The 21,415-nt window shown below is 53.4% G+C and carries 12 protein-coding genes and 1 pseudogene; 2 read left to right on the top strand and 11 right to left on the bottom strand.

All coding sequences use genetic code 11. The features are described from left to right. Positions 1-20: 20 nt before the first annotated feature. The 5 genes from GSQ81_RS18180 to GSQ81_RS18160 all read right to left on the bottom strand — a co-directional run bounded on the left by GSQ81_RS18180 (position 21) and on the right by GSQ81_RS18160 (position 7,906). Positions 21-1,505, bottom strand: a complete 1,485-nt coding sequence (locus GSQ81_RS18180; RefSeq protein WP_158912023.1) for a hypothetical protein — start codon at positions 1,503-1,505, stop codon at positions 21-23. A 75-nt stretch (positions 1,506-1,580) separates the two neighbouring features. Next, positions 1,581-3,875: an FAD-dependent oxidoreductase gene (locus GSQ81_RS18175; protein WP_158912022.1), complete on the bottom strand. Its 2,295-nt coding sequence runs from the start codon at positions 3,873-3,875 to the stop codon at positions 1,581-1,583. A 5-nt stretch (positions 3,876-3,880) separates the two neighbouring features. Next, positions 3,881-5,170, bottom strand: coding sequence for an MFS transporter (locus GSQ81_RS18170; RefSeq protein ID WP_158912021.1), 1,290 nt, complete (start codon positions 5,168-5,170; stop codon positions 3,881-3,883). A gap of 78 nt (positions 5,171-5,248) precedes the next feature. Continuing rightward, positions 5,249-6,277, bottom strand: coding sequence for a LacI family DNA-binding transcriptional regulator (locus tag GSQ81_RS18165; protein ID WP_158912020.1), 1,029 nt, complete (start codon positions 6,275-6,277; stop codon positions 5,249-5,251). Positions 6,278-6,421: 144 nt separating this feature from the next. Next, a complete protein-coding gene (locus GSQ81_RS18160) occupies positions 6,422-7,906 on the bottom strand; it encodes a hypothetical protein (RefSeq protein ID WP_158912019.1) in 1,485 nt (494 codons plus the stop codon). 270 nt (positions 7,907-8,176) lie between these two features. On the opposite strand from GSQ81_RS18160, the pseudogene GSQ81_RS20395 reads away from it, so the two are divergent. Then, positions 8,177-9,354: pseudogene (locus tag GSQ81_RS20395) on the top strand (beta-N-acetylhexosaminidase). On the opposite strand, the gene GSQ81_RS18150 reads toward GSQ81_RS20395, so the two are convergent. The 5 genes from GSQ81_RS18150 to GSQ81_RS18130 form a co-directional block, all read right to left on the bottom strand. Further along, a complete protein-coding gene (locus tag GSQ81_RS18150; protein ID WP_254060321.1) occupies positions 9,335-10,660 on the bottom strand; it encodes a sulfatase-like hydrolase/transferase in 1,326 nt (441 codons plus the stop codon). The pseudogene GSQ81_RS20395 and the gene GSQ81_RS18150 overlap by 20 nt on opposite strands. Positions 10,661-10,874: 214 nt before the next feature. Next, the gene (locus GSQ81_RS18145) at positions 10,875-14,414 is read right to left on the bottom strand and encodes a TonB-dependent receptor (protein ID WP_216846477.1); all 3,540 of its coding nucleotides are present in this window, start codon (positions 14,412-14,414) and stop codon (positions 10,875-10,877) included. Beyond that, entirely contained in the window at positions 14,332-14,772 is a 441-nt protein-coding gene (locus tag GSQ81_RS18140; protein WP_158912016.1) for a carboxypeptidase-like regulatory domain-containing protein, read from the bottom strand. Before GSQ81_RS18140 ends, GSQ81_RS18145 begins: the two co-directional genes overlap by 83 nt. A gap of 154 nt (positions 14,773-14,926) precedes the next feature. After that, complete coding sequence (locus GSQ81_RS18135; protein ID WP_158912015.1) at positions 14,927-15,559, bottom strand: response regulator transcription factor; 633 nt, start codon at positions 15,557-15,559, stop codon at positions 14,927-14,929. Positions 15,560-15,564: 5 nt separating this feature from the next. Continuing rightward, entirely contained in the window at positions 15,565-17,157 is a 1,593-nt protein-coding gene (locus tag GSQ81_RS18130; protein ID WP_158912014.1) for a hypothetical protein, read from the bottom strand. 414 nt (positions 17,158-17,571) lie between these two features. Between GSQ81_RS18130 and GSQ81_RS18125 the strand changes: the two genes are divergently transcribed. Then, a complete protein-coding gene (locus tag GSQ81_RS18125) occupies positions 17,572-20,526 on the top strand; it encodes a sensor histidine kinase (protein WP_158912013.1) in 2,955 nt (984 codons plus the stop codon). A 281-nt stretch (positions 20,527-20,807) separates the two neighbouring features. On the opposite strand, the gene GSQ81_RS18120 is transcribed toward GSQ81_RS18125, so the two are convergent. After that, positions 20,808-21,415 (bottom strand): beta-galactosidase trimerization domain-containing protein (locus tag GSQ81_RS18120; protein WP_174237975.1); only part of this gene is annotated, 608 nt, incomplete at its 5' end.

Below are 21,415 nucleotides of genomic sequence, written 5' to 3'. Positions count from 1 at the left end.
CTACCTGGATGTTAAAAAGCCTAACGAGCCGTCCAAAACTCGAACGACTGTGGTGGTACGGTAATGTCAATCTGCTGTCCGGACTTCTGCCCCAAAGAAACATCGAGGGCAGCAATCGTATATCGGTGGCCGACAAGGGACTTTGACTCTATCCCTTCAATATGAAAGGTGTAGGGTTGCGCTCCGCGATTTGAAAGAGCGATTCCTAGTCTGCCTTTCTTACTGCGCCACGCAAGGATGCGCTGGTCGTACTCGACTGTGCTCTCTTCCACGGTGATTCGCGTCGAATCCCACGGCAAATACTTCAGAAAACCTGCAATCGCATTCCAGTTCTGAGGGTTGAACTCCCAGCGTCCCGGCTGCAACTTCGGCCGAAGATTTTGCTGCAACGCTCCTGCCGGACGCCAGTATCCAAGCGAGTAGCCGGCTGCCTCTAAATTTGTAACTGGCTTAAGAGCATGAAGCCAGAACCAGGTTGGCGAGTTCTCGAACACCATCCAGTTCATCAAGGCCTGCCCGGTATTCATAAACGGCGAAGCAATCTTCTTTTCGTCCCAGGGTTGATACTCGAACTCATTCTGAAAGACAGGCTTGCCGTCCGCGCCCTGCATGTACTTTTTGCGCAGATCAATCTGGTCGTTCGAATTATGACCAATCTGATGCCATGTCCAGCCGTCGATATTCTTCAGCAATTCCGGGTCTTTGCGAATCTCCGCCGCGAAGGGGCCCGCTGGCCCATCCCAGCTCGGAGCGTGAATGAAAACCTCCGGCAGCAAAGTCCGCACCTTGGGAACTGTAACCTTCAACACCGCGGCGTAATCGCTCGGAGTGTAATAGCAGCTCGCATAAGATTGCTTCCTATCCATCGGGTCGCTTATCTGATCTTTGCGTTTCGTCAGGCCAACGACGGGCTCATTCTGCAGCCCCCATTGCGCGATCCGTAGTCCATGCCCTTGTAAATACTTAAGGTCCTCCACCATCGCGTCGCTAAAAGCCTCAAGGAATGCAGGCTCTGTTGAACGAATGCCTCCACCGTAATAAGTTGTTCCCTGTTTCCAGAACGGGGCGGGAGACCAATACTCCACATCGAAGCCTTCAATTCCCGAGACTTGCTGCATCGCGCGCAGGTCATCCATCTGGCCCGGATAACGCTCTATGATGTGCTTCTTTTGTGCATCGTATCCTCGCAGATACAGCCCCATCGCAAGTCTGGCATAGCGAAACCCGTGCAGCATCTCCTTATAGAAGCGGACCTTCTCATTCGGGCTGAGGTCATGTGGCACGGCGATGACCTCAGCGGGCATTCCGGCGTTGCCCGAGCCGATGCTATCGCTCTGTATTTCGAATCCGAGCCCTCTAATGATTTGTTGCGGCTGATCTCCGCGAATCTTATAGACCCCAGCGTTACTGGCCGCGAAAGCTGTCCCAGCGCAAAGACAAGCAAGCAGCGTCAGCGACTTCATCGTATTGGCGCTGCTTGCGGAAAATCGCTTTAGACCTGTCATTGGTTCAACGCTTATGTTAATCGGTTAACGTGTGCAGCGAGATTAGTGACCGCCACCAGCAGTTGTCAAGAGTTTTTAGTAGATCCGAATTTCATAGATTGCGGCTGAGGGGTCGCCGTTAGTTGCGAGGATCACCACTCGCATCTTTTTCGCCATCACCGGTGAATCCAGAACATGTCTTCGCCGCCTCTGATAATTTCCTCTCACCTCGATCACGCTTTGCCAACTGCTCCCACGCTCTACCTGCAGGTCGTAGTCCCTCACGCACTGCGGATCACGGTAGAACGGAGCGTATGCGTGATACTCCCGAAGCAGGTGTCCGGGAAAGGTTAGTTCGACCTCGGAGATCGCTTGTGGATTATCCCAAGTTATCGTCAACGATTGCGGAAGTGATTCCGCAGGGTCGGATCGCCACAGATTGGTTCCGCGATGAGGACGTGTTTGACCACTGATGACATTCGCAGCCGAGAAGCACTGTTGAGGTGGATCTACACGCAGTGCAAGCGTGACGCCGCTCGAGTAGCGTCGCATTTTACCGGGCGCCATCTCGAAGGCCGAGACATGCCCTGGCTCGATCGCACCTGCCACATGCCAGAAAACATTCGCATTTTCAAGGAGATCAAAGCGGATATATCCCTCGCTCGGAAGCTCGATTCCGTACGGGAGCGTCCAGGTTATCCATTGCTGGTCCCCTGGCTCGACGAGTAAGGTGTCGCTAGCGATCACCATTGCGTCACTCACTGCGTAGTCCCAGATGTGACGAACCCGCATCGCCTGCACCCCAACGCGTTGTGACTGTTCAGAGCGATTGGAGAGACAGAAGCTTACCGACTTCAGCGGCTCGCCTCCCAACCCCACCCATTGCCCTCGCCGCTGCAGCAGTTCTTCGCGCAGAGGTACCGCCTGATCACGCCAGAGGCTCAGGCCGTCATGCTCGCCGACGCTCTCCGGCCCAAGACCACGGAAGGTAGCCTCGCTGGTCGCCGATACGGTTGCACTTCGCGCTTTGTCGAGCGAGTCCTGGTTGACAACGTTGGGCAGAAAACATCCGCCGCGAAGCAGCCGCTGCTGCACGGTCTCGTAGTGATTGAGGCATATCTCTTCGAGGCTGAGATTCTTCTCGACAGCAACCGCAGCCGCGACTCCCGCGGCCTGGCCCATCAATGCCGTCGTCGCCATCACCCGAACGGTAGCCAATGCGCAATGGGTGGCGCTTACATTACGTCCTGCCATCATAAGATTGCTGATATCTTTTGTAACCAGCATCCGCAGTGGGATACCATACGGCCCCGCATACGATCGAGAGGCATACTCACTCGTCTCCGAGTACCCTTCTGCGCTAGCGGGCTCACTCGTCTCCGCCAGCAGACCGCCTGGAGTGTGAATATCGATAAACCAGCCGCCAAAGGCCACCTCATCTGGATGCACCGTACAGCGAATGGCGTCCCACTCGGTCATCAGGTAGCGTCCCATCACGCGTCGACTCTCGCGTTTTCCAGGAACCTGCCCAATCCAGTCCAGTGCGTAATTCTCCGCGAGCTTCATCGTCTTCGGATCCTTATTCTTGATCCAGTCCCACACCCCGAGCGCGTGTCGCGTCAGCTCATGACGAATCGTCTCCGCCTGATGAATCGTGTCATACGGCACCCCGATCTCGATCCACCAGTAACCCCCGCGAATTTCTTTGGGCAGCCGCCCCTGATCGTAAAAATATCGCCCGTCGGTGTGTTCGATAGCCCAACTCGGCAGTTTGAAAGGAGCCGGTCTCCCCATATCTTTTGTCTTGAAGTGGATTGAGTTTCCCATCACATCCCGGTTAGCCTCGGCCGGGGCATGGGGCTCGTTGAATTCCGCTCTTCCCTCACTTCCCATTCGCCACTCGCACCCCGCCTCTGCTGCCACAAGACCATCGCCCGTGCAGTCGATAAATACCTTCGCTGCCAACGACAGATCGACCTCAGCGTTTCCGACCCGGCACTCCACCAACGTTAGATTGACTCCTTCCAGTGCGACTCCCTGGATAGAGGTGTTCAGATAGAGCGCTAAATTTTCAGTCCGCTGCACCAGGTCGTAAATCACCATGTCCCAGACGGAGTTGGTCCATCCGTTTTCGAAGATTTCCTCGTGGTTGATCGCACGTTCCTCGATCAATAGTTCCGACAGGATTCCCGTCTCTCTTGCATACGCATGGAAGGCCGCGGCACCGTGCGGCGTTACCCGCACCTCGGACGAGCTGTTGCCTCCCAGCACCGGCCGGTCCTGCACCAGTGCCGTCCTGGCGCCGCCGCGAGCCGCCGCAACGGCCGCACAAACTCCCGCTAAACCACCGCCACATACCACTACGTCATACTGTTCGAAGATCTTCTGCATTGCGCTCAACTTTCTCCTAAAACTGAATTTGTGCGACGCACTGCGGGCCGCAGCCTGAAGTACAAAATGATTGCGGCAAGCGGATGCATCAGTGCCATCACTAGGAACGCAGGACGATATCCATAGGCCCCGATCGTCCGGGCAATCAGTCCTGCGGAGATCAATCCGCCCATGGCACTCGCAGCGCCGATCATGCCTTGCACCGTAGGCGCCATCGACTTCGGGAACAGGTCCAGCGTCAATGTCGTCACGTTCGTCATCCACGCCATATGGCAAAGCGCCAGCAATGTCAGCAGCGCAATCGGCCAATGGGGGCCTCGAAGAGACGGGACAATGGAAAGGGTAAACATACAAGCTGCCGCGGGCATCATGACTGCAAAGCGCGCGCCCACCGCGCCCCGTCGAGGCACCATTGCACTGGAAAGCCATCCACCCGCAAAAGAACCGATATCGGCCCCAACATACAGCACCCACAGGGTCATTCCAATTGCTTTCAGGCTCAACCCATAGCTCTCTTGCATATATTTGGAGGCCCAGAACAAAAAGAAGTACCAAACCGAGTCCGTCATCATCCGGGTAACCAGCATCTCCAGGATGTAGCGTTGGCGCAGCACCACGCGCCATGGAGTAGCGGGTTCGCGCTCAACCACAACGGCATCTTCGGGATCGCGATAGATCAAGATCCATAGCACGGCAATCGCTGCACCAATCGCTCCCGTCGCGAAGAACGCACTTCGCCATCCATAACGGATTGTTAAAGATGCAGTAAGCGGAACAGCGATGGCCGCACCCAGCGTCCCCCCCATGCTGTAGAGACCCACTGCGATAGAGCGCTCCTTTACCGAGAACCAGTCGCCGACCGCCCTCAGAGACGCGGTGTAATTTCCAGGCTCGGCCGCTCCGAGTGCCGCTCTGCAGGCAGCCAGAGAAAAAAATCCAGTAGCCATCCCCGTCAACCCGTTCGTGATCGACCAGCCGAGCAAAAAAGCACTCTGCGTTCGCCTCGCACCAAAACGGTCCACCAGTCTTCCGGAGACGACATACATCACCATGTAGGTCAACAGAAAGCACTGGATGACGGTGCCATAGCGCACATCGCTCAGGCCCATCTCCCGCTGAATCGTCACCGCCAGAACTGAAAGCGTCTGCCGGTCGACGTAGTTGATGACGGACGCAAGTAATAACAGACCTGCAAAGACCCAGCGGATAGGCCGCCGCGTGTGCTCGCTCTCAGCCTCTGCAATTGCAGGGTCAGGCGTAGCTGGAGATACCGGGATCGAATTGGGGATAATCACAGACAAGAGTTAACCGGTTAACTTGCAGAACGTTACCAGCCCTTACCTTCCATTGTCAATCGAGCATTTCAGAAAATACTAAGCTGTCTGACCGATATGTAATTTGAATGGCAGCATCACACGCTGCCGGTTCGTCGTCGGTTGTTCGATCGAGTCGATTAGCATCTCTGCCGCCAGTTCACCCATCTCGAAGGTAGGAATATAGAAAGCCGTCGGTCGCGGACGCAGAAGGGATATCAGTCCGGCGTTGCCGCGGCCCAGAACAGAGACATCTTCCGGGATCTTCATCCGTCTCGCCTCGATATAGTCATAGAGATGCATCAACAACTGGTCGTCCGCGCAAAAGATCGCAGTCGGTCGCATCCGCTTGCTCTGAAACCAACGGTCCAGAATTGCAAATGCTGCCATCTCGTCATACCCCGTACATCCGATACGATCTGGTGGCAATTCCTCTCCATACGTCACCAGGGCGCGGCGCATGCCCTGAAGGAGGTGGATGTGCGTTGGGAGCTTCTCTGATCCACTTAGAAATGCGATGCAGCGATGATCCCGTTCTACCAGATAGTGGACGGCTGCCTCGCCAATCGCCGGATCATCAACCCCCACATAATTCACGGGCGCCCGACCATAATATGAATTGATCATCGTGAACTTGATCTGGGCCGCGTTCAACTCCTGAACAGTCTCCGCCACGTCGCGCGTCGAACAGGATCTCGTGTTGATAAAGATCAAGCCATCGGTAAACTTGCTCTCCAAAATCTGGTCGCGCGTCGAACGCCCCGGCCTTCCAGAAGGCGAATACACCAGAAGGTTGTATCCGCGGCGCATGAGCGTCGCCTGGATTCCGCTCAGGGCTTGAGCAATAAAGTGATTAAAAAAAATTGGGTCACGCAACGGCACCATCAAACCGAGTAGACGGGTCTTCTGCTCAGCGAGCGCCTTCGCCAATTCATTCGGAGTGTAGCTCAGCTCTTCGGCGATTCTATGGATTTCTTCTCTTTTCGCCGCACCCACTCGTTTCGTATCGCGATTGTTCAACGCAATCGAAACGGCAGCAATCGAAACTCCCGCGCGTTTAGCGATGTCCGCCAGCTTTGGTGCCGACATATCTTTTCGTCAACCTCTCGCAATATCTTCTCACTACTATGCCCGGTCTGCCGGTCGCCAGTTGTTGAAACTCCCTCTCCTTCCGATCCAGCCATAACCCTGTCCTCAAGAGGAGAACTCCCTGTTAGTCTCTCAGGCTCAGCATTAACGCTCGATCCAGAACTCAAACGACTGCGGTTCCACTGTGATAGCGACCTCTTCTCCGCTCTTTCTTCCCAGAGAAACATTAAGTTTCTTCACCGTGTAGCGATGCCCAACCAGAGTCAGGTGTTCGGCTCCCTTGATATTAAAGGTGTACGCCTTCGGCCCTCGGTTCGAAAGAGCGATGCCGAGCTTTCCCTGTTTGCTCTTCCATACCAGCACACGCTGGTCGTGCTGCACGGTACTCTCATCTACCGTGAGGCGTGTCGAGTCCCACGGCAGATATTTTAGGAATCCTGCCAGCGCATTCCAGTTTTGCGGGTTGAACTCCCAGTGTCCCGCCTTCAGAGTTGGCCGCAGATTATTTTTCAGCACACCGACCGGACGCCAGAAGCCGAGGGCGTATCCGCTCGCCTCCAGATTCGTCACCGGCTTCAACGCATGAAGCCAGTACCAGGTCGGAGAGTTCTCAAAGACCATCCAATTCATCAGCGACTGCCCCGTATTCATAAATGGCGAGTCGATCTTCTTCAGGGCCGCAGGTTGATATTCAAACTCATTGGAATAAACAGGCTTTCCTCCCGCGCCGGCGATGTACTTCGCCCGATCGTCAATCTGCGCATTGGAGTTCGAACCCACCTGGTGCCACGTCCAGGCATCGATATTTCTGAGCAACTCAGGGTCTTTTCGTATCTCCTCCGCATACTTCCCTGCCGGACCATCCCAGCTATTGGCATGAATCTGCAAATTCGGCTTCAAGGCACGCAGCTTGGGAACGGTATACCTCAGCGTGGTGGCATAATCCTGTGGGCTGTAGAACATGATTCCGTACGGCATCTTCGGCCGCTCGCCCGCCTTGACCTTCTTTCCATCCAGCGGACTCATCCCGAACACCGGCTCGTTTTGCAAGCCCCACTGTACGACATGCAGACCATGTCCCTCCAGATAGCGCACATCCTGCACGAGCGCATCAGAGAACGCATTGAAGAACTTCGCATCGTGGCCAGCCACCGTTCCACCATAGAAGCTCTTGCTGTCCTTCCAAAATGGTGCGGGAGACCAGTACTCTACATCGAAGCCCTCAATTCCAGAGGCGTTTTGCATCGCACGGAGATCGTCCATCTGGCCCGGATAGCGCTCCACAATGTGCTTCTGATCTGCGTCCAGGCCGCGCAGATATAGTCCCAGCGCGAGCCTTGAATACCGGAAGCCGTGCAGCATCTCTCGATAGAAGCGTGCCTTTTCTGCCGAAGTCAGATCGTGGGGAACCGCCACCACCTCCTCTGGCATTCCCTGGTTCAGTGAGCCAATACTGTCGCTTTGAATCTCAAACCCCAATCCCCGGATCACGTGCTGCGGTTGATCCACACGGATACGATACTCGCCCCCATCCTGCGCGTGCGCCGGTAAGGAAAGGGCGCAAAGAAAAGAGCAAACCGCGAGGGCTGCGACGGAGGAGCGTAGTGGAAGGTTCCAGACAGAAGACATCAATCTCTCCAAAGTAATAACAGTATGAAACGAAACGGTTCCCGATTGGCTCGCCAATGGACGACCATCAATTCCAGCGTGCGTGCGGAACAGAGGACTAAAAGATATCTCCTCTCCGTCCGCAAGAGAAGATTAGATATAGCACATTGTTAAGCGGTTAATCTCTGATGTCTCGCAGATGGTTTACCTGGCAGGCCCGCACGTCGATCTTTCGATGACGCGCAATGCCAGACTCGAACACCACAGAGGTAGCATGCCGCTTAGAAAATTATGGATTGCTCTAATCGCACTTGGGCCATCGGGAACCTCCCGCCTGCAACATCCGCGTGGGCGCAAGTCGCCACACCGGCGCGTTCCCCGCTTTCCGTCATGCCTCTCCCCATGCATGCAACGCCCGGCAATGGCCAGTTCGTCCTGGACGGCGGATTCGACATGATCTTCACCGGGTACAAGGAACCGCGCTTGGAGCGAGCGAAACAGCGATTCTTCGAAACCCTGATGAGTTTGACGGGCCTCCGGCGCTGGGCTCCTTCATCTGAGAAGCTGCCTCAGTTTGTCGTGGAGACGAAGGCTGCGAGCGCGCCCGTACAGCAGTTGGGAGAAGAGGAATCCTACCGCCTCGAGGTTACCCCGAGCCATGTATTTCTTTCAGCCCCAAATCCGCTCGGGGTCCTCCACGGCCTCCAGACCTTTCTGCAGATGGTTCACCCAACGCCTCAGGGATTCGCAGTTTCGTCGATCGTCATCGAAGACAAGCCGCGCTTCCCCTGGCGCGGGCTGATGATCGATTGCGGTCGGCACTTCATACCGCTCGACGTCATCCGACAGAATCTCGATGCCATGGAGGCAGTGAAACTCAACTTGCTGCATTGGCATCTCTCCGACGACCAGGCTTCCGCGTGGAGAGCAAGCTCTATCCCAGACTGCAAGGCATGGGATCCGATGGACAGTTCTATACGCAGGACGAAATACGCGGCATCATTGCCTATGCTCGCGATCGCGGCATCCGCGTTATGCCTGAGTTTGAGATGCCAAGTCATGCAAATTCTCTCTGCGTTGGCTATCCCGAACTCGCTGACGGCAAAGGCCCCTATCATCTGAAGCGAAAATTCGGAGAGAAGTGGGGCCGCGAGCGTAAGCCCTCCGAAGACTCTTCGATGGACCCCACCCGAGAGAGCACCTACAGATTTCTCGATCGCTTTCTCGGTGAGATGGGCGCTCTCTTCCCGGACGCCTACCTGCATGTTGGAGGGGGCGCCGAGGATGCTGTCACCGAATGGGCCACTAATCCGCATATCCAGCAGTACATGCGCGAGCATGGCTTCAAAGACAGCACTGCCCTGCAGGTTTACTTCACCTCACGCCTCCAGAAGATCGTCGCCAAACACCATAAGATCATGGTGGGTTGGGATGAAGTTCTGCAACCACCTATGCGTAGTAGTGAATAGGTGTAATGGTCGCCTCTGGCTCACCGGCCGCGATGATGCGTTTCGCGAGTTCCGCGCGGAGCTGGTTTGCAATCTCTTTGTATTCGGGACGTCCAATGAGATTCAACGTTTCAGCTGGGTCGCCGGCAATGGAGTAAAGCGCAAAATCTTGATACTGTTTGCTGAATTCCGCTTCACCAGACCGCACTGTGGGATCAAAAACACAGTAGCACCAATCACTGGTGCGAATGCCTCTGCCGCAGATCGATTGGCTGATCTGGAAATACGCTGTGGAATCCCAGCCATTACGAATCTTCGGATCCTGGAGCAACTTCTTCAGCGGCTTGCCGCGCATGCTTGTGACAGGCTTGATACCGGCCCCATCTAGCAGCGTCGGCGCGAGATCGAGCAGTGAGACCACTTTATCGATTGTGGCCGACTGGTCAAATCCAGGGCCTGCAATGACAAACGGCACGCGAATTGAAGACTCGTGCGGCGAGCGCTTGTATTCGCCAAGGCGAGTGCCGAAGGTGCAGCCATGATCAGAGAAAAAAAGAATGATGGTGTTATCGAGTTGGCCCGTTCTCTCCAGCGCATCAACAAGGGTGCCGATGCAATCGTCGATTGCCTGAACACAGCCATAATAACCCTGGATTCGTGAGCGCCAGTTTCCCGGTAGATTTCGCAAATCCTCTGGGATATACGGGTCGACATACTTATCTTCGTACCGCTTCGGCGGAACGAACTCGTCGATGTCATTCTGATGGTGCGGCTCGAGTTGCGAAAGAAAGAGGAACCAGGGCTTGTCGTGCCTTTGCTCGATCAGCTTCACTCCCCGATTCGTGATGAAGTCAACGCGGTACTCATCTTTGAAGCCAATGTTTTTTCCGCTATTGTCCCAGTAATTTCCCTCATAGGGATGGGACACCAATTCAAGCACGTTCGCACCTTCCCAGAGATCGTCGAATCCGCCGCGCGATGGACCGGGTGGAATCCATCCCATCTGCTTCTTCCCATCTGCCAGTTCGCTCTGCGAAACATGCCACTTTCCAATGAAATTTGAGGTGTAACCATTCTTGCGGAACTCTGTCGCAATGGTCGGCAGGGAGTGATCGAGTTCTAATCCGAGTTTCCAAACAGCAGTCTCCGTTGCATACCGACTCGTCATGAAAGAGGCTCGCGAAGGCGAACAGAGTGGTTGATTCGATATGCACTGCTTGAAGTTCGCACCACGTTTGGCCAAAGCGTCGATGTGCGGCGTCCTGGCCGAAGGATTTTCGTGGCTCGCACCTATAAAGTCGGCACGAAATTGATCAGCACAGATCATCAGAACGTTCGGCTGCCGGGCGGAGGCAGTGTTTAGCACATCTGCCCCCGCGGTGTTTGAAGCAACAGTGGCTACCGCGCCTGAGGCCAGCGCAGCGTTACGGAGAAAATCGCGGCGTGTGGCAAATGCACTCGATTTTGGTTGCTCACTCATTCTCACCATCCTTTGGGTTCTTCTGAATTTATGTTGATCGAGAGTTGAAACCCTCCGCTAACTAAAAAATATACTTAGCGGAGAGTTGAATGAAGCGCGCATCCGGAGTGAAACTCTGGAATGTTCGTGGCGCAGTAATTTGGCCACCAGTCGAGGCATTGCTGGTTGTGCTTGGGTTTCCATAAGCTGGAGTATTTAATACGTTGAAGATATCTGCGCGCAGTTCGAAATACTGCTCGCGGAAGGTCGGCAACCGCTTGAACAGAGAGGTATTGACACGTTCATAGCCTGGGCCGTGGATCGTGTTGAATCGTCCCCCCAGATACGGCAGCGCGGCCAACCCGGTGATTTGCGTTTTGCTTACCGGGCTCCCTGCCACTTGGGCATTGGGGTAGGCCAGTACCGGGTTTGCAAACGCGCAGGGGTTATACCAGTGCGCCCTGGTCCGCGTGACCGCTGCACAGGCGATCGATGGATTGCTGGGGTCCGGGGTTCCTCCCGCTGCGAATGGATTGCGTACCAGAATGGCGTTGGCGCTTCCTCCATTCGGTCCAGCGCTGCCAAGATTCGTGCTAACACTGAACGGGAATCCTGTTTGCGCCGTAAATTGCACATCGGATGCCCAGCCTCCGACAATGGCGTTCAGAATGCCTCCACGCGACAAGAACTTTTTCCCTCTTCCAAACGGAAGTTGATAGTACCCGTTGAACGTTACCCGGTGTCTTGCATCTGCCTGGGAGTTCGTGTAGTCGTTGCCGATGCCGATCAGATTGATACCGCGATATCCTATTCCTCCCAGAGGCTGGCTTGCATCATCGAGCGAATGAGCCCACGTGTAGGTTGCCAGAAAATTGAGCCCGTTCGAATATCGTTTCTCCAGCTTTGCCTGCAACGAGTTGTAGCTGGAAACACCGGCATACTCATTTGTCCCAACGCTCCCGAAAGCAGGAAACGGTTGAACTGTCTGCGTACTCAATCGCGGATCAATCAGCGCCGCAGCCGAATTTGTGTTCACATTGACGACCAGATGACGGCTGACATCACCGACATACGCCAGCGTTGCTACCAGATCATTGGTGATTGCTCGTTGAACGGAGAGGTTGTACGACTCGGTATAAGGGTTCTTTATATTCGGCTGCGAACCTGCAAACGAAGGCGTTGCAATCAGATTGAGGAGGCCACCAGAAAGAAAGGAAGAGAAGCCGTTCTCAAGCGTAATACCATTCGCAGCGCAATTCCCTGCTGTGCAGGTAGCGGCGCGAGGAAAGTTTGACGTGAACTGGAACGGATAGTTTTGCAAGGTCTCCGGGCCACCCGTATTTTCAATGCCACCGAAAAAGATACCAAAGCCTCCGTGAACCACCGTCTTGTCATCCATGCTGTAAGCAAAGCCGAACCGGGGCGAGAAAGTTAAATCCTGTCCATTGACCAACGAGCCGTTTCCCGTATAGTTGACCGCCACATGATTCGCGGCAAGCAGGTTCAGAAACACAGGCGATAGTGCCGTATTTTCCTGGGCTTTGGTGTAGGTAAGCGTCGCTTGTCCACTCGCCGGCCCGAAGGCCTGCATATAAAAGTTCGCGAACTGCCCAGCCACTTCTTTCAGAGACTGATAGTAATCATATCGAAGGCCGAGATTTAACGTGAGTCTATCTGTTACTCGCCAATCGTCTTGAAAATAGGCTCCACGTGTCCAATGAGAAAAGTCGAGATGCTGGTAGGCCGGTACAGATGCCGAAGTCATCTCGTTTTTAAGAAAATCGGCTACTCCAAAGCCTGTATTGGCCTTTCCGGGATTAGAGGTAAAGAAGCCGCCAAAGCTATAGGTGCCTCGTGCATTGGGCGGCGAAAAGAATGGAAAGCGGACACTTTGTAGAAGGATGCCGGCCTTGAGCGAATGATTTCCGAGAATCTTCGTCACGTTATCGAGGATTTGGTAGACGTCTTCACTCTTATGGTTTGGATAAAAGCCTGGCTGCCCAAAACCCGTTATTCCAGACAACGTTACGAGTGGAAGACCGCCGCCCAGCGCCCCTCCACTGGGGATGCCGCCCAGTCCCAGAGACGCTGCGAGATCAGGTGTATTGAATGTTGCCTGCTGGAACCCGAAGTTGCCGTAGTTATAGCCAAAGCGAACTTCATTGATCAATGTTGCCGAAAACAAGTGGGTTTCACTGAAGGCTAGGTTGTCCGCCTGGTTGATGATCTTCCCATCCGTTCCGTAAGAACCTCCGTCAAGAATAGAACCGAGAGGCGATGGATAGTTGCTGGGCGCATTCAAATAACTAAATCTAACGAAGGTCTGATCTTTTGGACTTATATTCAAGTCCAGACGCGTTCCCCACTGCCAGCTATTCGCAATGGCGTTTGTATTGACCACATAGTTGTTATACAGATTGGCACCGTTTGTATTCGGTTGCGGATAGAGCTTCAAAAGATTAAGCGCAACTTGATTGATGCTGCTTGGGCAGATTACGTTCTGCTGACCATTGCATGTAAGCAGTTGAGTTCCTGCACTCCCCGGTCGATAGAGGGTGACCGTTGCTCCCTGCGAGGTGAGCGCTGGGTTCAACAGTTCCGAGAAATTTCCTGTTCGCATGAGTGCTGTCGGAACGGATTGTGTAAACGTCTGTCCAAAGACAATCCGGTTGGCTTCAGCATAGCCGAAGAAGAACAGTTTATTCTTAAGAATTGGCGCCCCGAGCGTAGCTCCGAACTGGTTCTCGTGATAGGCAGGAATTGTCTTGGCGTCGAAGTCTTTTGCGTCGAATGCGGTATTACGAATGTACTCCCATAGACTTCCGTGGATTTGGTTTGTTCCCGACTTTACGCTTGTGTTCATCACCGCACCCGCCGAGTGACCCAACTCAGCGCTATAGCTGTTGGTCTGGATATTAAATTCAGCGAGGGCATCCGGGGGGGGGTTCACAACAAAGCTCGATCCATTTAGGAAGTCGGGAACAGCGGTGTTATTGTCGATACCATCCAAGATGAAATTATTTTGCGTGGGCCTCTGGCCGTTGGCGGAAAAGTCCCCCGTACCAACCCCTCTTCCACCCACTCCTTGCACCACACCGGCTGCCAGTTGCGCGACATACACGGCGTTCCGTCCGTTCAACGGAATATTGTTAATCACCTCTGTGCTCATCACCTGTCCGACGGAGCCTGATTGAGTCTGTAATAGCGGTGGTGCTATGCTGACCGTGACCGTGTCCGAAACAGCACCCGGCTTCAAAATGAGCACGATATTCAATCTAGCCTGTACGTCGAGATGGATGTGTTCTTGTGTCGTGACCGCAAAGCCGGGCGAACTCGCGCTTACGCTGTAGTTTCCAATTTTGATGGGCGAGAAGGTGTAGATGCCGTTTGCGTCAGTCGTTGTCTTCAAGACAAGTCCGCTATCGATACTGGTGAGCGTGACATTAGATTGAGAAATGACTGCACTGGAGGCATCCTGCACTACACCTGTAATAGTTCCCTGATCCATCTGACCGTGAATGGCGGACGGTGCAAAAAACTCAGCTCCGCAGAGAATCGCGATCCACAATATGAAGAAGGTGTGGATTATTTGGCTTGACGTATTCCTCACTGGCACTTTCATAGTTCCTCCCAAAAGTAATCTTTAGTAATTGCTTTCGCTCATCGCCAATGTGTAAAGCAACGTTTGACACCTCGACCTGTTCAAAGCCGGGGTGTTTCGCTCTAATGTCATAAGTCCCAGGCGAGAGATCAAGCAACCGGAACGTTCCGCGTTTGCCTGTTTCCACTCTGCGTTCGACCTCAGTAAGGGTATTCCGGGCCGTGACCTGTGCATCTTGAATAAGGGCGCCATCCTGATCGATGGTTGTACCGCTCAGAATCGCAAGATTCATTTGGGCGACGGTGAGGGTTGAGCTCAAAAGTGCAGCGGTCGCGACAATTCTCAAGGCTCGCCGAACAGTCAGAAGCGGGTTCTTCATGAATTTCTCCGACCCTATTGGGATGGCGGGGCCGCATCGCTACACATGGCTGTGATGACGCTTTAACCCCGTTGTTTAGATCGCGATAATACTAGGGGGCGACACTAGAAATCGCTTTAGACGAAAGTCGAATGAACGCAAAAACCATGAGGGCTCAAAGATGCAGAATGCCCCGTTGGAGCGCAATCACAACTGCGTGAGTGCGATCATTCGCTTCAAGCTTCGCGAGGATCTCGCTGACGTGATACTTTATTGTCGCTTCAGTTATACCAAGCGCCTCACCTATCTCCCGGTTGCTGCGCCCGGTGGACATGAGAGAGATAACCTTAAATTCCTGAGCGCTCAAATCTGAATCAGTAGTCCGATTGTCTAGGCGAACTCCGACAGGTTCTGGCAGATAGTTGATGCCAGAATGCACACGCCTTATAGCGTCAACCAACATCTTGTGAGGCAAGCCCTTGATAACGTAGGCTCGCGCTCCCGCAGCTAGCGCCTGATAGATGTCTTCATCCCCTTCGTAGGTCGTTAGGACGACAAATTGTGTCGTGGGAGAAAATAGTTTTACCGCTCTGATGACGGCAACTCCGCTCATATCTGGGAGACCGAGATCGACGACGACAACATTTGGCCGTTCCTTCTTGCAGAGGTTGATCGCGTCGGTCCCGGTTCCAACCTCGCCAACTACTATCATGTCTGCATGAGAGGCAAGCATAGTTCTGACCCCCAAGCGCATCAAGGGGTGGTCCTCGACAATAACGAGCCGGATTGTTTCGTCAACTGACAGCATGCGCTCTAGTGCGATGTAGCGGTGGTAGAGCGGTTCGCGTATAGGTGCGTACCCACTTTAGTGACGGCTTCAATCATTTCATCATACGGCGTATCAGTAATGCTGATCAAACCGGTTTGATAATTCTCACCGTCAAAACGCCCCGCTGTGGGTTCGTCATATAGCTGGAACCAGTGTGCACCGACTATCGAGCGGTTCGTGACGGCCGCATTCATGTAGTGCAAATAGGCTTCGGCGCGTTGATCTTGAGACTTCACGCTTCTCAGGCCGGTATGCAGCATGCCCCGATCCAGCGCACCGAAGTGGAATTCCCCGATGATTACGGGGTGGTCGATATCCTTCGGCAAGGTAAAGTCTTCCAGCGTATAACGGTACAGATTGAAGCTAAGAACGTCGGTGTGCCTTGCCGCGATCTCGACTATTTGTTTTCTGTTTGCGTCAACGTCCGGATAAGAAGAATAGTCGAGACGACTGCCAAGATAAAGAGTTTTTGGCATATTCTCCTTCATCAGTTTTTCGACGTTTGTGTAGTACGCTTCCCACCATCGAGGATTTGTCTCGTGAATCTCATTGTCAACGAACACGCCGACACACCACGGATCTTCGCTGGCTTCAAGTTGCTCTGCACGCAATGCTTCGCGCAAACTAGTTTGCCACGCTACTGAATAAGGATCGATACGGCCATTTTTATCTTTTGATGATATCTCTATGGTGTACGGCATTTTGCGTTGACTAGTCATCACCGGCTCAGACCACGGGCCGATCGTATTCAGACCCCACATACGGAATCGTTCGAATGTCACGCCTTGAACCACTTTGCCCCACTCCGCACCATATTTCCAAGCCAGATTTCGATGCAAAAAATCACCATCAGAAGGCGGATGACGAAAGAGTTGTGATCGCCGGGTTACATCCGTCTGACTGGCAAATGAAACGCCGGTTACCCCGTCTGACCAGAAGAGCTTCCCGGCTGGATCGACGAACCACCACGTTTCGCCGATCTTGGCGACACGAAAGTGTCCGGTCTGATCTAGTTGTGGTCCTTGAGCCCATCCTCCGTACTGATCGCGTTCTTGTTGGAAGACTCGATTCCCTCGAGTCTGTTCTTTTGCGGCTTGTTTGAGATCGTGAATTGTACGTATCTTTTCTGGCCAGGTGGCGCGGCTATACTGCCCGAACTCATCGATGATTGGTTGGTTCGAGTTGCTTAAATTAGATTGTTCGATTGCCGCGTCCACAAGCTCTATGCCTTTAATTGCAACTCGTGCAGGTTGTGGCAGCTCGTCTAAGGTAAATAGAGTAAGTTCATGAACATTCGTGGCATCGATGTCGGCATCGGGCCAGAGGCCCATTTGGCCCCCGGGGATTCCATTCATATTGGGGTAGGCCAACGCAAGAGACTTCGGCTCAAACTCCTTCCTTTGTATATATACGAGTATTTCATCGTCCTTCTGCGGAGAATCGATGCTATAGTTCATCACCCAAAATGAGTTATTTAGCTCTGCGAAGAGTCGCAACGGATTCGAGCTAAAATTGTGTACGTGAATACGAATTGCAGTCGCCGGCCCGAGATTGATCGAGCTGAATCCGAGTCTCACTGCAGATTTCCCATTCTGACAGAGCAAGGTAACACTCTTGGTTCGTTGGTCATATCGACTCTTAAGAGATTCTATTTCTGTAAACACGGGATCGATTCGGCGGGAGTCCCGCACTTGGGCAAGGGCGAGGCCTATTGTTGAATGGCAAGGCCGGAAGACGATCCCAAGAAACATGACAAAGATCAATGTATAGAGCGGCTTCCTCAACGGCGCATACCTCGCGCTCAGTCTATCCACTGTAGGAAAGATCCAACCTATACGAAAGACTGGCAAACATTCGATGGTTTTGGCGATGATTCATTCTGATGAATGCCGTACGATAGTGCTCGGCAGCCATCTCCGATCCATTCCAGCGCCTGGAGGACTCGCGGTGCGGCGGACGAATATCGATCGTTCAGCTGCACCGTATTAACGATGAAGTTCGCGACGCATAAGATTCAGTTCCTCGTCTGGTTGATAGTAACGATGTTCTTTGGGATGGCTCCGCCAGCCAGCGCGCAGTTGCGGATATTCCCAAAACAGAACACGGTGTTCCGACAGTGGACAGCAGACCAAGGCTTGCCTGACGACACCATCCATGCGATTGCACAGACACCTGACCGCTATTTATGGTTAGCAACATCCAATGGGCTAGCGCGCTTTGATGGCGCCCGGTTTCGCACCTTCGATCACACGAATACCCCAGAACTCCACGAAGACGATATCTCTGCGCTGGCAAGTGGATCTGATGGCTCTCTTTGGATTGGAACCGATGGTGGAGGGATTGTTAGTCTCAAGGATGGCCGCTTCTCATCAATCGACAAGCGCGTTGGATTGACGAATGGATTCGTCAGAAGCGTCTGTGAGCTATCAAGTGGATCGATCTTGATCGGAACTGACGACGGCGTTTTTCTTTATGACGGGAAAATAGTATCGAGGTTGGACGCGACCTCGGCTTTTCCGCGAATCACCGTTGGAGCAGTCTTGCTCGCCCAGGATGGGTCCGTCTGGATCGGCGGATCGCGACTCGTCCATTATGTTGACGGGGTGGCACATGACGTCTTGCTAGAGATTGGCTCCTCGCAGCTGAATATTAAGACGATACACGAGCTTTCAAAGACAGGTTTGTTAGTGGGAACCGTAGGTGGGCTCTTCTTATTGAGACAAGATCAGGGCGATCCAATCCCATCCACTGTGCCCCTTTATATAGGGGAAGATACCGTGCGCGATATCGAAACTGAAGCCAACGGAGCATTTTGGGTGGCGACAACCAAACGCGCGTTGCTTAAGTTCGTGGGACTAAAACCAGAGCAGATCGATCTGCCCCCTCATGCAGACAACAAAGTAGCTCTTTGCCTCTTCCGCGATTCAAATCACGATCTCTGGATAGGGACCCAGACAGGGTTGCTGCAGATGCGGGAGACTGAAGTTAGCACATTACCGATTAAGCAAGCACAAACTGCCGATTCCGGCACCGTCTTTCAAGACAAGTCGGGTTCCTTGTGGTTCACTTACTCAGGAATCTACAGATATCATAATGAACATCTTGAACGCGTCCTACCTACAGGTCTGCCATCGCAAGTGTCGATACACAATGTCTTCATAGACACGGCGGAGCGTCTTTGGATCGGGACGGACGGGGCGGGCGTCTATTTGTATCAAAATCGACGCTTGCTTCATCTCGGGTTCCTGCAAGGACTCATTAACAACTTCATAAACGTCATTCGTCAGGCAGATGATGGAAGCGTCTGGATCGGGACGGACGGTGGACTTACACGATTCACGTTTGCCGGTGGTTCGGTTCGGGGAACAAAACTTATGGGATATGCTTCGGTTCGGGATATGGTCGAATTGCCCAACCACGATATGCTCATCGGAACCGATCAGGGGCTGACGTGGCTACGAAATGGACGTGATGTATCCAACCTTTATCCGCAAAGGTTAGCCGGCGCTCATGTCTGGAGCCTGCTTCAAGCTCAGAATGGAGACATCTGGATTGGTTCTGGAAATGAGGGCCTTTATCTCATGCGCAGGGACCGGATCTTTCACTGGAATGTTGGCCGGGGCCTGCCGATCAATCGAATATTGAAGGTTCTAGAGGATACTCAGCATCAACTGTGGATCAGTACGTCCGTCGGAGTTCTAACTGCGCCAGAGAGCGCGTTCGATCCAGCGGACATATCTGAAATGCGGTTCCCGTTAAGTTCCTTCGTGCCCAATTCAGAATTGAATAGTGCACAGCTATATGGGGGGATTCAAGATGCTGGGGCAGTAAGTGACGACGGTCATGTCTGGCTACCAGGTCTGCACGGACCTATTCGAATGCCGATCACTTTCCATATGCGAAACGTCGCCATTCAGCCGGTAATTGAAGAGATTGTGGCAAATGGCGCCGAACTTTCTCCATCATCATCCGTAAGTCTCAAGCCCGGGACCATGCGGCTCTCTATCCATTTTCTCACGGTGATGCCGTACTCACCGAGCAGCATTCGTTACCAGTACAAACTCGATGGAGTTGACAGGGATTGGGTGCCCACCAATGGCCTGGAGAGGGCCGAATATACCAATATTCCTTCCGGATCTCATACATTCTCCGTCCGGGTCTTTGACGTCACTCAGCCAGGCAGGACATGGCAAACTGGTTTGACAATAGTTCAACTGCCTCATGTTTATGAAAAACCTTGGTTCCGCATTCTCTCCCTTATATGTCTCATTGCGATGGCTTGGCCCATTCATTTATGGCGTTTGCACATCCTGCGGCTCCGATATCGTTCCGCCTTGGAGGAACGTGCCAGAATGGCCAGGGAGCTTCATGACACCTTGATTCAAGGTTGCACGAGCGTTTTCGCGCTCCTGGATGCTCATACGCTTGTCAACGTCGAAACGGAAAATGAAGCATCGCTCCTTAGATACGCAAAAGCGCAGATGCGAGAGACAATCGATCACGCGAGACGGGCGGTGTGGAACCTCAGGAGTGAGCACACATCTGTCGAATTAAGCTCCCGTCTTCGCGAACTTTCGGCACAGTTTCGTAAAGACTTCTCGCTTCCTGTATCGGTGTCGATTTGCGGACGGCCCTATCCTCTGTCTGCTGAACATGAACATGAAGTGCTCATGGTGGTTCGGGAGGCTCTTTATAACGTCGCCCGGCACGCAGAAGCGCATTCCTGCACGTTGACGCTCCTGTACACAGACGGTTGTCTAGATGTGTGCATCATGGATGACGGGCGCGGATTCGATTCGCGGGAGAGATTTCGGGACGACAGCCTTCATTACGGAGTCATCGGCATGCAAGAAAGGATGACGCGAATTGGAGCAGGCTTTTCGATCGAGTCGGAGGTTGGCGTCGGCACCCGAGTGCAGATGAAAATTCAGCGCTCACAGCGATGAGCCACTTACCCTTGTACTACTCCTTGAGGACAGCCACGTCGAATCGATCCAACTTAATTGTGTTCTTCCTCTCTCTAGTAAGGAGATCGAACATTGGGTGAGGAAGTGCAACCGATCTCGCGCCGTCCGCGACGTCGACCAAGATCAAGATTTTCTTTCCGGCGCCGCTAAGGGTCGAACCTTCATCTCCATCGGGCAATTCCAGCTCAAACTTGTTTACACCGCTGTCCGTCAGCATCCACGAACTGCGTTCTTCATGGGTGCAGTGTCAAGCCATGCACCTATATATGTAATTTTCCCTTGCCGGCCACGCGTGTGACAGCAGCTGGCTGGTCATCGAGCCATCCGTTGCTCCTGCGATACCGCAGCAAGACATCGGTATCGCTGCCTTCTACTTTCAGCTGTTCAGCGCACAAACGCGATTCACCGCTTCCCCATGTGCCTTTGACAGGGACTGGATCGGCGAGCGCGTAGAATTGCAAAACCTGGCCACCCAGCAGCTCGTGGAAGGGACCGGGTTGACGCTCCAGCCCGTTCTCTCCGTTTTTCATGGCACTTCGCTGTCCCAACACAAGGTGACCGCCATTTTGCACGTAGGCGATCAGACGCGTAGCTTGTGTTTCAGTCAGAAGATTGAGTGCCGGTGCAATCACGAGTTTATAGTGCGTAAAATCAGTGTCTGGCGATGCGATGTCGACGTTTCCAGCTTGATGTTTGAGCGGGGCATAAAATGACTTGATCGCTTCAATCGGATCGTAATGCTGATTGTGCCTTTGCCAATTAATGGCCCATCGACTCTCATAAGAATGGAGCAACGAGACCTGCGCGACCAGAGTAGTGCCGGCCAGAACGGGAGCCGCTTTTTCGAACTCTTTCCCCAGCTCCTGCA

Source organism: Granulicella sp. L56 (genome assembly GCF_009765835.1).
Lineage (GTDB): Bacteria > Acidobacteriota > Terriglobia > Terriglobales > Acidobacteriaceae > Edaphobacter.
The sequence above is the reverse complement of the archived record's forward strand: the minus strand, read 5'-3'. Positions and strand labels throughout refer to the sequence as shown.